Raw genomic sequence first — 12,947 nt, forward strand, 5'->3', positions numbered from 1 at the left:
GCTTGACGAATCGAGCCAATTTTGAGGTGTCAACCATGTCTCCGAACACCTGTCAGCCATGTCCCCGGGCTGAACAAGAGCGAAGCAATCCAGAGTCCCGCCTACTATTCTGGATTGCTTCGCTTCGCTCGCAATGACGCGTATGTTGAAGCGACGAGCCTGGATCACGCAGGCCGGGAGGGAAAATCAGATGTCGAGCTTCAGCCGCTTTGCCGTCCTTGCGGTCACCGCCCTCCTTCTCTCCGCCACCCCCTCCCGCGCCGACGACTCCATCCCCGGCGTGCCGCGCGAGCTGCTCGAGGACATCGCGACCGGCAGCCGCATCCTCGCCGATCTCGGCGTCGTCGATGCCTTCGGCCATGTCAGCGCGCGCAGTCCCGCCAATCCGCACCACTTCCTGATGGCACGCTCGATCGCGCCGGCGCAGGTGACGGCCAACGACATCATGGAGTTCGACGAGAATGGCGAGCCGGTCGATGCGAAGAACCGTGCGGTGTTCCTCGAACGCTTCATCCATGCCGAGATCTACAAGGCCCGTCCGGACGTCAACGCCGTCGTGCACACCCATTCGCCGGGCGTCGTGCCGTTCAGCGTCAGCCATACACCCTTGAAGCCGCTGTATCACAACGCCGCCTTCCTCGGCGACGGCGCGCCGGTGTGGGACATCGGCAAGGAGTTCGGCGCCACCGACATGCTGGTGCGCAATAATGCGATCGGCAAATCGCTCGCATCCGCGCTCGGCGACAAGTCCGTGGTGCTGATGCGCGGCCATGGTGACGTCACCGTCGGTCCTGCGGTCAAGGCCGCCGTGTTCCGCGCCTATTACACCGACGTGAATGCGAAGCTGCAGGCGCAGGCACTCGGGCTCGGCTCCGAGGTGACGTATCTCAGCGCCGAGGAGGCTGCCAAGGCCGATGGCGTCAACATGGTGATCATGGATCGTGCCTGGGCGCTTTGGAAGCAGAAGGTGCAGTCGGCGAAGTAGTCCTGGAGGTTGAAGATCATTTCACCGCAGCGGTGCCCCGGAATCCTGTGACGCGTTGGGCCACGACGTGACAATGTCATCGGTTTCTCCCTGTCGTTGTCGTGTTGGGCCGTTGTTCCGGCCGTATCGATCCCATGGGGCTTGCGTCCCGGAACTTTCCATTGCTTTTGCGGTATCGAACGACCACCGGCGCGGTTCAGCGTCGGGCTCTGCACGGGTGCGATCGGAGGTGCACAGCGCTGCTTCCGACCTCTTTTTGCCGCAAAGCTGACACATCGCTTGACCTCTCGCGCCGTCCCGATTCCTCCAGGCTCTCCCCGCGGATGCCCCTGCATTTTCCTCGCCTCGCCGTCCTTGCGCTCGCGCTCTCCCTGGGGACGCCATGTCTGGCTCAGCAGCCGATGCCGGTGGCGGGCGCGCCGGAGGACCGGCCCGACATCGATCTCTATGCGCTGATGTCCGGCACCTGCCGCACCGCGAAGGTCGATGGCCGCGAATATTCGTGCAAGACGGTGGCGTTCTTTCACAGCGAGAAGGGACGCGCTCATTTCACCGTCGCGCTCGACGATCCCGCTGACGAGAATCACATCATCGCGTTCTCCGGCGTCAATGGCCGCAGGTCGATTCAGAACGTCTACGAATTGCCGATCGACCGCATGCTGCTGAACTCCAAGCATCGTCCGAAGGTCGATGGAATTCCGGTGCCGGCTACGAAGAGCTCGGCCGGCGTGTGCCGTCAGGTCGGCAATTTCGCGATGCTCAAGGTCACCAGCGTGACCTGCTCCGCCAAGGACGACAGCGGCCGCGCCTATGAGCTGGTGTTCGTCTCCGACGGCACGCCCATCACCTTGCGCCGGGTGCGCCAGACGATGACGAACGCCGAGCACAATCCTTATGAATGAGCGCGACGCGATTGCGGCGACCGCGCGCATCCGCGTCGCCTGACGCGCATCTGCTCCAATCCGCATCTCGAACAGCCATGAACATGAGGGCGCGTTAACATGAGGGCGCGTTCTCGCGGCAGATGATGCCCGAGGCTTACGATCCATCTCGCCCTTTCGAAGTGCAAAGGGCGCAGGGAATGCCGGGTGAAGGCCCCACCCATGGCCCGCCTGCGAAAAAAATGCAGGCGGCAGGTACCACAGGCAAAGCCGAACACTCCGGCATTCCCTGCGCGACGGTCTTCACGCTTATACGCAGTCTCCCTGGTGCGCCGGGCTTGTTGGCCACCATGGCGCAATGCGCTTGCGCGCATTGCGCTGGACACCAGCGTCGGGGTGTCAGGACCCTGCGACTTCACGTCCGCAGCCAAGCCGTTCGTCCACGCATCCAAAGACACGTTGCGGCTTGATCGCGGCCATCGCATCCCCGCCTCGCGTGTCGTGACGATCGCGCGCAACGCCCCTCTGCGGTGAGGCGGGATGCGCAACCAAAGCATGATTTTCGAAAAAACGAAAGCGGAAAATGCGAACGCGCGATCAGGCATCGAGAGACCGTTGAACGGATTGAACAAAATTACGACGGCTTGTTGCGCGCAACCGCTGGCGGCGGCCTCTGCACAGGCGCGCAGACGTTCAGAGCGGGGCTGATTTGCCCGACGTGCCGGCACGGCCACACCCGTAACATCGACAAGCGACGCTCAGCGCGGGCGCGCAGCCGCGCCCAGGAGATCCTGTGCAGCGCGCCCGAGCCGCCTGGCGGCATCGGCGAGATCCTTCGCCGCAAAGCCCGAATAGCCCAGGATGAAACCGTCAGGCCCGCGCTGCACGATCCGCGCATCCGACAACAGCCGGCACTCGATGCCGGCACGGTCGCGGATCAGTTTCGCCGTGCCCTTCGGTGCTGCAGGCGGCAAGGTCGCCAGCAGATGCAATCCTTGCGAGGGCGCGGCCAGTTGCAGGCTGCCTTTGCCGTGCCTGGCCAGCGCTTCGGCGACGACATCGCGCGCCTGGCGGTAGCGCGGGCGCATCCGCCGCATGTGGGCCGCGAGCACGCCGTCGGCCATCAGGTCGGCCAGCGCGTCCTGCATGAAGGCCGGGGGAAACCGGTCCTGCGCCGCGCGCGCCGCGACCACCCGCGCGACCAGCGCCGGCGGCACCACGAGATAGCCGAGCCGCAGTCCCGCGAACAGCGTCTTGCCGAAGGTGCCGAGATAGATCACGCGCTCGCCGCCGATGCCGGCCAACGCCGTCAGCGGCGGGCCGGCAAAGCGGTACTCGCTGTCGTAGTCGTCCTCGAAGATGTAGGCGTCCGCCCTGCGCGCCCAGTCGAGCAGCGCGATGCGCCGCGCCATGCTCATCGCAACGCCGGTCGGAAACTGATGTGATGGCGTCACGTAGGCGGCCTTGGCCGCGCCGTACGCCGTCTCCCCCGCGCTCACCATGAGGCCTTCGTCATCGACGGGCACCGGGACCAGCTTCGCACCGGCCGTGCTCAACGTGTAGCGTGAGGCGACATAGCCGGGGTCCTCGAACCAGACGGGATCGCCCGGTGCCAGCAGCGCGTCGATGCACAGCCGCAGGCCGTGCTGGGTGCCGCTCACGATCAGGATGCAGCTCGGGTCGCAGCGGACGCCGCGATTGGCGGCAAGATAGTGCGCGACCTCGGTGCGCAGATGCAGGCTGCCGCGTGGATCGCCATAGCCGAGCTCATCCGGCGCGGCGTGGGCGATGCGGCGCCGGCTGGCCGCGGCGAGCCGCCGCAACAGGACGGGATCGACCAGCGTGCAGCCGAGCGCGAACGGCCGGCGCGGCGGAATGCGGATGTCCAGCTCGGCGGCCGGTGCGGCGACCTGCGGCGCGGGCAGCCGTGCCGCGACATAGGTGCCGGCGCCGTGGCGCGCCTCGACCAGGCCATCTGACAGCAGCGCCTCATAGGCCGCGACGATCGCGTTGCGGCGGACGCCGAGCTGCTCGGCGAGCCCGCGCGTCGACGGCAGACGCAGGCCGGGTGCGAGCAGCCCGTCGACGATGCCGGTCCGCAGCGCGCCATGCACCTGCTGCGACTGGCTGCGGATGCTGCGGTCGAGCCGGATCGGCAGCGCCAGCACGTCGTCGCGGCGCCGCGAAGTGGTTGATTGCTTTCGCATCGAAGTGGAACTCCCGGCAACCACTTTGCCATGGCATGACGTCGGCGGAAACAGGAGACTGACGATGTCCGAGCAACAGATGCCGAGCTATGCCGTCGACGACACCAACCGGGTCAAGCGGCGGCATCAGCGCGCCCACTACGATCATGCGACCGTCCATGCCGTGCTCGACTCCGCAACGCTGTGCCACGTTTCCTATGTCATCGACGGCCAGCCCTATTGCACGCCGACGCTGTTCTGGCGCGAGGGAACGACGCTGTATTGGCACGGCTCGAGCGCGAGCCGCATGCTGCGCAACCAGTCGGAAGGACAGCCGGCCTGTCTCACCGTCACCCATCTCGACGCGCTGGTGCTGGCGCGCAGCGCCTTCCACCATTCCGCCGACTACCGCTCGGTGATGGCGTTCGGCCATGCCCGGCTGATCGAGGATCAGGCGGAGAAGGAGCGCGCGCTGGTGATGATGGTCGATCGCCTGTTTCCCGGCCGCACGGCGAGCCTGCGCCAGACCACCGAGCAGGAGCTCAAGGCGACATCGGTTATCACCATGGAAATCGAGAAGGCATCGGCGAAGATCCGCGCCGCCGGTGTCATCGATGACGAGGAAGACTATGCGCTGCCGATCTATGCCGAGCGCATTCCGGTCCACACCCTGATCGGCTCGCCGGAGCCCGATGGCCGATTGTTGGAGGGCGTCACCCGTCCCGCAACGCTGTCAGGTTTCAGCTCTGGGCGGCGGCTGGATGAGGCGCTGACGGAGGCCTATGCAGCGAGCTATCCGGCGGGTAGTTAAGATAACGGAAGTGTAGGGTGGGCAAAGGCGCGTCCCGGCGCCGCGTTTGTTGCTGGCTAGCGATCGCGCCGTGGCCACCCTACGGCCCGATCAGATCAGTCAGGGCTACGCTGCCCAATGAAGTGCCCTGTCCCCTTGTGGGAGAGGGCATCGGCGGCCTATCCGCATGCGCGTTTGGGTGAGGGGTTCTCTCAACGAACGATGCTCGTGGACAAATACCCCTCACCCAACCGTGATTGGAGCACCGTCCAAGATGCCCTCTCCCACAAGGGGAGAGGGCACATTCACGCGCACCGCGTGCCAAGCGTTACTACTACGCTTCAACGCGGCTTACCGCTCGATCATCCTGTTCCAGCGCGTGTTCCATTCGGGGCGCTTGGCGTTGATGACGTCCCAGTCGAGCGTGATCGCGCTCTTCATGTAGGTATGAAACGTCGCGAGCTTCTGCTCGGCTGCCGGGGTGGTCGCCTTCGCGGTCGTGTTGGACGGCACGATGTTGCCGGCCGCCAGCGCCTTGGATTGTGCCTCCGGTGACAACAAATAAGCCGCCAGCTTCTGTGCCAGCTCGGCTTCGGAGTTGTTGGCGATGACGCATTCGGCGACCATCAGCACGACCGAGCCCTCCTTCGGCTGCGCATACTCGACCGCGATGCCCTTCTCCTTCAAGGTCGATACCGCGGTCGGCGTCAGCGGGAAGATCGCCGCTTCGCCGGTCTGCACCATCTCGGAGATCTTGGCCGAGTTCGGGATGTATTCGAGCACGTTCTTGCCGATCGAATCCGCGAACGCCTTGAAGCCCGGCTCGACATTGGCCTCGGTGCCGCCGTTGATGCGGTTGAACATCAGGAAGGCGTGCAGGCCGAAGGTCGAGACCGAGGCCGACTGGAACACGACCTTGTCCTTGAATTTCGGATCGGCGAGATCGAGCCACGAGACCGGCGCCGCCCAGCCCTTCTCGTCGAACAGCTTCTTGTTGTAGGCTAAGCCCGTCATGCCGATGTCGATGCCGGCGGCGATGTCGTCCTTGAGCCGTGCGAACGGCTCGAGCTGCGCCAGACCTTCGCTCGGCCTCAGCTTCTCGCACAGGCCGAGACCGGCGGCGCGGATCATCACGCCGTCGTCGAGAAACATCACGTGCATCTGCGGCTTGTCCTTGGCCGCAATCGCCTTGGCGAGAATCTCCGAGGAGGTGCCGGGCACCACGACGATCTTGACGTCATTCGCCTTCTCGAAGTCCGGAAACACGGCCTGCGTATAGGTGCGCTCGAAATTGCCGCCGTTCATGCCGACATAGAGCGTCCTGGTTTCAGCATGCGCGGCTGATGTGGCGAGCATCAGCGCGAGGGCTGGGCCGAGCGCGGCGCGAGCATCGATCATGGCGAGGTCTCCTTCGATCCTGTCGTCATTGCTGCTTGAGATGCATCGCCCGGCTGCGATGCGGGTGGGAAACGTGTGATCGCGAAGGCGCCGATCGGCGTCGAGGTCTCGCCGTCGCGCACCAGCTCGGCCACGACCTCGCCGACACCCGGCGCGATCTGGAAACCGGCGCCGGAGAAGCCGAAGGCGTGGATCAGGCCCGGCGTCGTCGCGCTCGGCCCGATCACCGGATTGCGGTCGGGCATCGTCGCCTCGGTGCCGCTCCAGAACCGGATCGCCTGGGCGTGGCGCAGTGGACCGAACAGCCCGCTCGCCCGCTGCATGATGGCGAGCACGCCGTCGCTGCGGGGACGCGAAAAATCGGGGTCGGCGAGCGGCGCAGCGCGCTCGCCGCCGACGACGACGTTGCCGCGGGCAACCTGCCGCGCGTAGATGCCGCCGCCCTCGATGCCGATGTTGACGCCGAGAAACGGATCGAGCGGCTCGGTCACGATCATCGAGGGATAGGTGCGCTCCAGCGGCACTGGCTCGCCGAATGCGGCGGCAAAGCCGTCGGCCCATGCGCCGGCGCTGTTGACGACGGTGCGCGCCTTGATGGCGACGTCGCCGGCTTCCAGCGCAAACCCCTCGAACGTCCGGGTGGCGCCCGTGACCTCCGTGGTCTCCAGCACCTCGGCACCGGCGCGACGCGCCGCTGCGGCGAAGGCGGTGGCGACCAGCCGCGGATTGGCGTGGCCGTCGCCGGGACAGAACGAGCCGCCGACGACGTCGCCGCTGATGCCGAAGCGCTCGCGCAACTGGTTGTGACCAACCAGTTCGAGACCGAGTCCGAACGGGGCGACATCGGCGGCGTAGCGTTCCAGGCTCGCCAAGTCCTCAGCGCTCCGCGCGAGCTTGAGATGGCCGGAGCGCACGAACTCGCCGTCGATGCCGATCAGCGCCTCGAGCCGCGGCCAGATCGCGTGGGATCGCTGCGACAGCGGCAGTTGCTCGGACGGGCGTCCCTGCCGGCGCACGCCGCCGTAGTTCACACCGCTCGCCTGCGCGCCACAAAAACCCTTGTCGAGCAGCGTGACGGAGAGGCCCATGCCGCGCAAGGCGAGCGCGGCGGAGCTGCCGACCAGCCCGCCGCCGATGATCGCGACATCGCTGTCAATGCGCCGGGTCATGCTGCCTCTCGTCGACGGACAGGCCGGCCGCCAGCGGGATCGGCTTGATCGGCGCCTGCGCGCGCAGCCGGCCGACAGCGTCGATGTCGCGGCGCGTCTGCGCCGCCAACAGCTCGGCCGCGGCCGCGCCGCACATGCGGCCCTGGCAGCGGCCCATGCCGATGCGCGTCACCGCTTTCAGGCGATTGATCTCGGTGAGCGAGAAATCGCTGACCGCGCGCCGTGCCTCGCCGGCATCGATCTCCTCGCAGCGGCACAGCAGCGTGTCATCCGCGATCTCGCCCGCCCAATGCGACGGGTAGGGAAACGCGGCTTCGAGCCCATCGCGCAGGCGATCGATGTTCGCAAGCCTGCGCTCGAGCGCGGCAGCCCGCGCGGCATCGTGCGGCAGGCCGCGATCCTCCAGCAATGCGAGCGCAGCGCGCTCGCCGGCGGCCTCGGCGGCATCAGCGCCGGCGATGCGGGCGCCGTCGCCGGCAAGGTACACGCCCGCGACGCTGCTGCGGCCACTGGCGTCGCGCACCGGCTGATGCGCCCGGTCGCGCGCATCAAAGCGGAAGGCGCAGCCGGCGAGATCGGCCGCCTGGGTTTCCGAGCGCAGATTGAGGCCGTAGCCGACGCCGTCGCAGGCGATCGCGTGCTCCCGCCCGCCGGCGTGATAGGCGATGCGGGCCACCCTGCCCTCGCCCTCGATCCGCACCCGGGACACGCCGAACCGCACGCGCGTGCCGCGCAGCGTCAATTCCGCGGCCATGCGCACCCCACGCAGCACGATGCCGGGCGCCAGCGGCAGCACGCGCAGCAGATTGAGCTTCGCCGACAACGGCGCCGCGTCGAGCACGGCGGCGACGTCGACGCCGGCCTTCATGTATTGCCAGGCAACCAGATAGAGCAGCGGGCCGGAGCCCGCGAACACCACGCGCCGGCCGATCGCGCAGCCCTGCGCCTTCAGCGCGATCTGCGCGCCGCCGAGCGTGAAGACGCCGGGCAAGGTCCAGCCGGGGATCGGCAGCACGCGATCGGTGGCGCCGGTCGCGAGGATGAGTCCATCATGGCGGATACGATGGCTGATGCCGTCGCGGAGAATGTCGGCCGCGCCGTCGCGCAGATTCCACAGCAGCGCATTCGGCTGATAGTCGATCGCAGGGCCGAGCGCTGCGAAATCGCGATGCAGCCGCACGGCCTTCGCCGCCTCCGAGCCGTAGCGCGCGGTGCCATCACGACCATCAGGACGGAGCGGCTGGCGATAGATCTGGCCGCCGCAGGCGTGGCCCTCATCGACCACGATCGGCCGCAGGCCGGCGGCGACCAATGTCGTCGCGGCGCGGATGCCGGCCGGGCCGGCGCCGACGATCAAAGGCGGTGCGCGCTCAGCCATGGCTGCGTCCCCGCTGCGTGACGATGTGCATGCCCGCGGCGAGTTCCGTCGTGCAGGCGCGCAACCGCTCGCCGCTCGCGAGCTGCACCCAGCAATCCTGGCAGGCGCCCATCTGGCAGAAGCCGGCCCGCGGCGCGGCGGAAAACTCGCTGTCGCGAAGCCGGTCGACGTGACAGAGCACGGCCGTCAGCACGGTGTCGCCGGCGCGGCCGTCGCAGGGGGCGCCATCGATCGTGAAGGAGATGACGGCGCTGTCGTTGCGGACGAGGCGATGCAGCAGCGGCATGGTGTCAACCCTGCCCGACGAGGATCTTGTCGAGGCCGAAGATGCGGTCGAGCAGCAGCATCGCCGCCGCCGTCACCGCGATCATCAGCGCCGATACCGCAGCCATCATCGGATCGATCGATTCGGTCGCATACATGTACATGCGCACCGGCAGGGTGACGGTGGCGGGCGAGGTGATGAAGATCGACATCGTGAGCTCGTCGAAGGAGTTGATGAAGGCAAGCAGCCAGCCGCCGGTGATGCCGGGCAGGATCATCGGCACGGTGATCCGGCGGAACACGATCCAGCCGGTGGCGCCGAGCGTGACCGCCGCCTGCTCGGCGCTGCGGTCGAGCCCCGACAGCGCCGCCAGCACCAGCCGAAGGACGTAGGGCGTGACCACGACGATGTGGCCGGCCGTCAGCCAGACCAGGCTGCCGGTGGCGCCGAGCAGCGCGAACAGCCGGAGCAGCGCGACGCCGAGCACGAGATGCGGAATCATCAAGGGCGACAGGAACAGCGCGTTGAGCGCCGCGCGGCCGCGGAAGTCGTAGCGATCGAGCGCGAGGCCGGCGGCGACCGCGAGCACGACCGCGATCGTCGCGGCTGTCGCCGCCACCCAAAGGCTGTTCAAAAAGGAGGCGACGAAATCCGGATGCGCGAACACTGCCGCGAACCAGCGCAGCGAGACCTGCGTCGTCGGCAAGGTCAGGGTGTTGGCCGGCGTGAACGCGACGAGGCCGATCACGATCAGCGGCGCCAGCACGAAGCCGACGACGAGCGCATGAAAGACCAGGGCGATCGGACCGTTGTGGCGCATGCCGCTCACCCCAACATCCGTTTCGCGCGCGCTTCGACGGCGCGCTGATAGGCCAGCATGATGACGAGGTTGATGACCAGCACCAGGATCGCGATGGCCGCGCCGAGCGGCCAGTTCAGCTCGTGCATGTATTCGTCGTACACCAGCGTGGCCGCCATCTTCAGCCGGCGTCCGCCGAGCAGCGCGGGAATCGCGAAAGCCGACGCGGACAGGCCGAACACGACCAGGCTGCCCGACAGCAGCCCCATCGTCACCTGCGGCAGCACCACGCGGCGCAGCGCCGTGAAGCGCGAGGCACCGAGCGTCCAGGCCGCGGCCTCGACCATCGGATCGAGCTTCTGCAGCGAGGTCCAGACCGGGATGACCATGAACGGCAGCATCACATGCACCAGCGCGATGACGATCGCGGTCTCGGTGTAGAGGATCCTCACGGTGCCGAGACCGAGCGCACGGAACGCCTCGTTCACCAGCCCGGTGGGACCGAGCAGCATGCTCCAGCCGAAGGCGCGCACCACGACCGAGACCAGCAGCGGGCCGATGATCGCGAGCAGGAACACCGAGCGCCAGGGCTCGCGCATGCGCGCCAGGATGTAGGCCTCGGGCGCGCCGATCATTGCGCAGATCAAGGTCGTGAGCGCGGCGAGCCGCAGCGTGCGCCAGAAGATATTGAGGAAGTAGCTGTCGGAGAGGATCGCCGCGTAGTGCGCCAGCGTGGTCTCGTCCTTGACGCCGGTCGCGGCGTCATAGACGTGGAACGACAGCGCCAGTGTGAGCGCGAGCGGCACGACCACCAACGCGGTGAACAGCAGCGCGCCCGGCGCCGCCAGCAGCCATGGTGTCGTCGCGCGCGTGCTCATGCCGGTGGCGCTCCGTCAGGCTTCGACGCGCGCGCAGCGGCGCTGCTCCAGGCGAGGCCGACCTGATCGCCCTCACGCGCCGGCTCCTCGCCGGCATTGGGCAGGGAGACGCCGATCAATCCGGCCGGCGTCTCCACGGTGAAGAACCAGGTGCTGCCGAGGAAGAAGCGCGCCTGGATGCGGCCATCGAGCACGCCGGCGCCAGGTGCGGTGAGATTGATCTTCTCCGGCCGGATCGCCAGCACGGCGGCTGCGCCGTCCGCGAGGCCTGCGGCCTCGCACGGCAGCACGCGCCCGCCGATCTCGACGCCGCCGTTGCGCCAGATGCCGGACAGCCGGTTCATCTTGCCGACGAACGAGGAGATGAAGGGTGTCGCCGGATGTTCGTACAATCGATAGGGCGCATCGACCTGCATGATGCGGCCCTGCTCCATCACCACGACGCGATCGCTCATCGACAGCGCCTCGCCCTGGTCATGGGTCACCATGATCGTGGTGGTGCCGACGCGCTGCTGGATGCCGCGCAGCTCGAACTGCATCTCCTCGCGCAGCTTGGCGTCGAGGTTCGACAAGGGCTCGTCGAGCAGCAGCACCGGCGGATCGATGACGAGCGCGCGCGCCACCGCGACGCGCTGACGCTGGCCGCCGGAGAGCTGGCGCGGATAGCGGTCGGCGAGCGATGCGAGCTGCACCAGCGCCAGCACCTGGCTCACGCGCACGTCGCGCTCGGCCCTGGCGACCTTGCGCATCTCCAATCCGAAAGAGACGTTCTGCGCCACCGTCATGTGCGGAAACAGCGCGTAGCTCTGGAACACGATGCCGAGGCCGCGGCGGTCGGGCTTCTCATGGGTGATGTCGCGACCGTCGAGCGTGATGCGGCCCGAGGTCGGCTCGACCAGGCCGGCGATCATCTGGAGCGTCGTCGTCTTGCCGCAGCCGGAGGGGCCGAGCAGCGCGATGAACTCGCCCTTGGCGACGCTGAGGCTGACATCGCTGACCGCAGCGACATCGCCGTAGCGCCTGGTGAGACCGTCCAGCCTCAGGAAACCCATGCGTCCTCGCGCGGGAAGCTCCCTTCGCCATCAGCAGGGATTGCCGCCCTGGGGCTCTTTCATGCCGGCGGGCCATGCAGACGGTCAATCATGAATTCCGATATCCTGAATTTATCTATCTGGAATTCTAATATATGAAATCTATACGACAGATTTGCCTCCAACATTCATCACTGCAGATGACGACAGCCGACAGCGATTCGTCCTCCAGCCTTCGCCGGGCCCTGAAGCTGCTGCGCATCCTCGCCGAGGGCGACCCCGACGGGTTGCGGCTGAAGGACATCGCGGAGGCCGCGGGCTGCAGCCAGCCGACCGCGCATCGCATGCTGCAGGATCTCGCCGCCGAAGGTTTCGCCGAACAGGCGGCCGGCAAGCGCTATCGCCTGGCGCTCGACTTCTACGTGCTCGCCGCACGCGCGGGCCAGGCCAGCGGCCTACGCGAGGCGGCGCGGCCGGCGCTGCTGCGGCTGTCGGCAACCTTGAGCGACACGATCTTCCTGCTGGTGCGCAACGGCTTTGACGCGGTCTGCCTCGACCGCGTCGAAGGACCGTTTCCGATCCGCTCCTTCACCGGCGACATCGGCGGCAAGGTGCCGCTCGGGCTGGGCCAGGGCAGCCTCGCGATTCTCGCCAACCTGCCCGAGGACGAGCAGGAGGCGGTGATCCGCTTCAACATCCCGCGCCTGCTCGATCGCGGTTTCCTGGACGAGGCCTCGCTGCGCAGCGCGCTGGCACAGGCCCGCGCCCAAGGATGGGTCAACACCAGCACCGGTCTCATTCCCGGCATGGCCGGCGTCGGCGTGCCCGTGCTCGACGCGCAGGGCCGCGCCGTCGCGGCGCTCAGTGTCGGCACGCTGGCGGAGCGGCTGAACGCCGACCGGCTGCCGCATGTCGTGAAGATCCTGCAAGGCGAGGCGAAGGCGCTGGCCGGCAAGCTCAACCCGTTCGATGTCGCCTTGCGCTATCCGTCGCGGAGTCTGAGTACGATTGCGGGGAACTGATCTTCCTCAATCACAACCACCGTCATTCCGGGGCAAGGCCGCAGGCCTTGAACCCGGAATCCCGATGCTGTCTTGCGTCGTTCGGTAATCTCGGGATTCCGGGTTCGATCGTCCACACGCGCCTGCGTGTGGACGATTGCCCCGGAATGACAGCCAAGTGTCTGG

At 67.4% G+C, this 12,947-nt stretch carries 12 protein-coding genes; 4 read left to right on the forward strand and 8 right to left on the reverse strand.

What is annotated here, in order from left to right; all coding sequences use genetic code 11:
- The first annotated feature begins 190 nt into the window (after window positions 1-190).
- On the forward strand, window positions 191-985 hold the full coding sequence (locus tag ACQR10_RS27480; protein WP_316183165.1) for a class II aldolase/adducin family protein: 795 nt from the start codon (window positions 191-193) through the stop codon (window positions 983-985).
- A 323-nt stretch (window positions 986-1,308) separates the two neighbouring features.
- Window positions 1,309-1,887, forward strand: a complete 579-nt coding sequence (locus ACQR10_RS27485) for a hypothetical protein (RefSeq protein WP_315802003.1) — start codon at window positions 1,309-1,311, stop codon at window positions 1,885-1,887.
- A 737-nt stretch (window positions 1,888-2,624) separates the two neighbouring features.
- Here ACQR10_RS27485 and ACQR10_RS27490 read toward each other — a convergent pair.
- The gene (locus ACQR10_RS27490) at window positions 2,625-4,073 is read right to left on the reverse strand and encodes a PLP-dependent aminotransferase family protein (RefSeq protein ID WP_316217080.1); all 1,449 of its coding nucleotides are present in this window, start codon (window positions 4,071-4,073) and stop codon (window positions 2,625-2,627) included.
- A 64-nt stretch (window positions 4,074-4,137) separates the two neighbouring features.
- Between ACQR10_RS27490 and ACQR10_RS27495 the strand changes: the two genes are divergently transcribed.
- A complete protein-coding gene (locus tag ACQR10_RS27495; RefSeq protein WP_316183167.1) occupies window positions 4,138-4,863 on the forward strand; it encodes a pyridoxamine 5'-phosphate oxidase family protein in 726 nt (241 codons plus the stop codon).
- A gap of 330 nt (window positions 4,864-5,193) precedes the next feature.
- Here the strand turns inward: ACQR10_RS27495 and ACQR10_RS27500 are convergent, their stop codons facing one another.
- The 7 genes from ACQR10_RS27500 to ACQR10_RS27530 are packed head-to-tail and all read right to left on the reverse strand — an operon-like array spanning window position 5,194 to window position 11,781.
- Window positions 5,194-6,240, reverse strand: a complete 1,047-nt coding sequence (locus ACQR10_RS27500) for an ABC transporter substrate-binding protein (RefSeq protein WP_316217081.1) — start codon at window positions 6,238-6,240, stop codon at window positions 5,194-5,196.
- Window positions 6,237-7,409 (reverse strand): NAD(P)/FAD-dependent oxidoreductase, encoded by a 1,173-nt coding sequence (locus ACQR10_RS27505; protein ID WP_316217082.1) that lies wholly within the window; start codon window positions 7,407-7,409, stop codon window positions 6,237-6,239. Before ACQR10_RS27505 ends, ACQR10_RS27500 begins: the two co-directional genes overlap by 4 nt.
- Window positions 7,393-8,787, reverse strand: coding sequence for an NAD(P)/FAD-dependent oxidoreductase (locus ACQR10_RS27510; protein WP_316217083.1), 1,395 nt, complete (start codon window positions 8,785-8,787; stop codon window positions 7,393-7,395). The genes ACQR10_RS27505 and ACQR10_RS27510 overlap by 17 nt, the downstream gene beginning before the upstream one ends.
- A complete protein-coding gene (locus ACQR10_RS27515; RefSeq protein ID WP_316217084.1) occupies window positions 8,780-9,073 on the reverse strand; it encodes a (2Fe-2S)-binding protein in 294 nt (97 codons plus the stop codon). Before ACQR10_RS27515 ends, ACQR10_RS27510 begins: the two co-directional genes overlap by 8 nt.
- A gap of 4 nt (window positions 9,074-9,077) precedes the next feature.
- Window positions 9,078-9,872 carry an ABC transporter permease gene (locus tag ACQR10_RS27520; protein ID WP_316217085.1) on the reverse strand — a complete coding sequence of 265 codons (795 nt, stop codon included), beginning with the start codon at window positions 9,870-9,872 and terminating at the stop codon, window positions 9,078-9,080.
- 5 nt (window positions 9,873-9,877) lie between these two features.
- Entirely contained in the window at window positions 9,878-10,729 is an 852-nt protein-coding gene (locus ACQR10_RS27525; protein ID WP_316217086.1) for an ABC transporter permease, read from the reverse strand.
- Window positions 10,726-11,781: an ABC transporter ATP-binding protein gene (locus ACQR10_RS27530; RefSeq protein ID WP_434912135.1), complete on the reverse strand. Its 1,056-nt coding sequence runs from the start codon at window positions 11,779-11,781 to the stop codon at window positions 10,726-10,728. The genes ACQR10_RS27525 and ACQR10_RS27530 overlap by 4 nt, the downstream gene beginning before the upstream one ends.
- Window positions 11,782-11,960: 179 nt before the next feature.
- On the opposite strand from ACQR10_RS27530, the gene ACQR10_RS27535 reads away from it, so the two are divergent.
- The gene (locus ACQR10_RS27535) at window positions 11,961-12,782 is read left to right on the forward strand and encodes an IclR family transcriptional regulator (protein ID WP_316217088.1); all 822 of its coding nucleotides are present in this window, start codon (window positions 11,961-11,963) and stop codon (window positions 12,780-12,782) included.
- Window positions 12,783-12,947: the final 165 nt, after the last annotated feature.

Origin of the sequence: Bradyrhizobium sp. HKCCYLRH2060 (assembly GCF_051168135.1) — a bacterium.
GTDB lineage: Bacteria > Pseudomonadota > Alphaproteobacteria > Rhizobiales > Xanthobacteraceae > Bradyrhizobium.

Coding starts and splice junctions, on each gene's coding strand:
- ACQR10_RS27505 (WP_316217082.1), bottom strand. CDS start 7,409: ATGACCCGGCGCATTGACAGCGATGTCGCGATCATCGGCGGCGGGCTG.
- ACQR10_RS27530 (WP_434912135.1), bottom strand. CDS start 11,781: ATGGGTTTCCTGAGGCTGGACGGTCTCACCAGGCGCTACGGCGATGTC.
- ACQR10_RS27525 (WP_316217086.1), bottom strand. CDS start 10,729: ATGAGCACGCGCGCGACGACACCATGGCTGCTGGCGGCGCCGGGCGCG.
- ACQR10_RS27500 (WP_316217081.1), bottom strand. CDS start 6,240: ATGATCGATGCTCGCGCCGCGCTCGGCCCAGCCCTCGCGCTGATGCTC.
- ACQR10_RS27535 (WP_316217088.1), top strand. CDS start 11,961: ATGACGACAGCCGACAGCGATTCGTCCTCCAGCCTTCGCCGGGCCCTG.
- ACQR10_RS27480 (WP_316183165.1), top strand. CDS start 191: ATGTCGAGCTTCAGCCGCTTTGCCGTCCTTGCGGTCACCGCCCTCCTT.
- ACQR10_RS27520 (WP_316217085.1), bottom strand. CDS start 9,872: ATGCGCCACAACGGTCCGATCGCCCTGGTCTTTCATGCGCTCGTCGTC.
- ACQR10_RS27510 (WP_316217083.1), bottom strand. CDS start 8,787: ATGGCTGAGCGCGCACCGCCTTTGATCGTCGGCGCCGGCCCGGCCGGC.
- ACQR10_RS27515 (WP_316217084.1), bottom strand. CDS start 9,073: ATGCCGCTGCTGCATCGCCTCGTCCGCAACGACAGCGCCGTCATCTCC.
- ACQR10_RS27490 (WP_316217080.1), bottom strand. CDS start 4,073: ATGCGAAAGCAATCAACCACTTCGCGGCGCCGCGACGACGTGCTGGCG.
- ACQR10_RS27495 (WP_316183167.1), top strand. CDS start 4,138: ATGTCCGAGCAACAGATGCCGAGCTATGCCGTCGACGACACCAACCGG.
- ACQR10_RS27485 (WP_315802003.1), top strand. CDS start 1,309: ATGCCCCTGCATTTTCCTCGCCTCGCCGTCCTTGCGCTCGCGCTCTCC.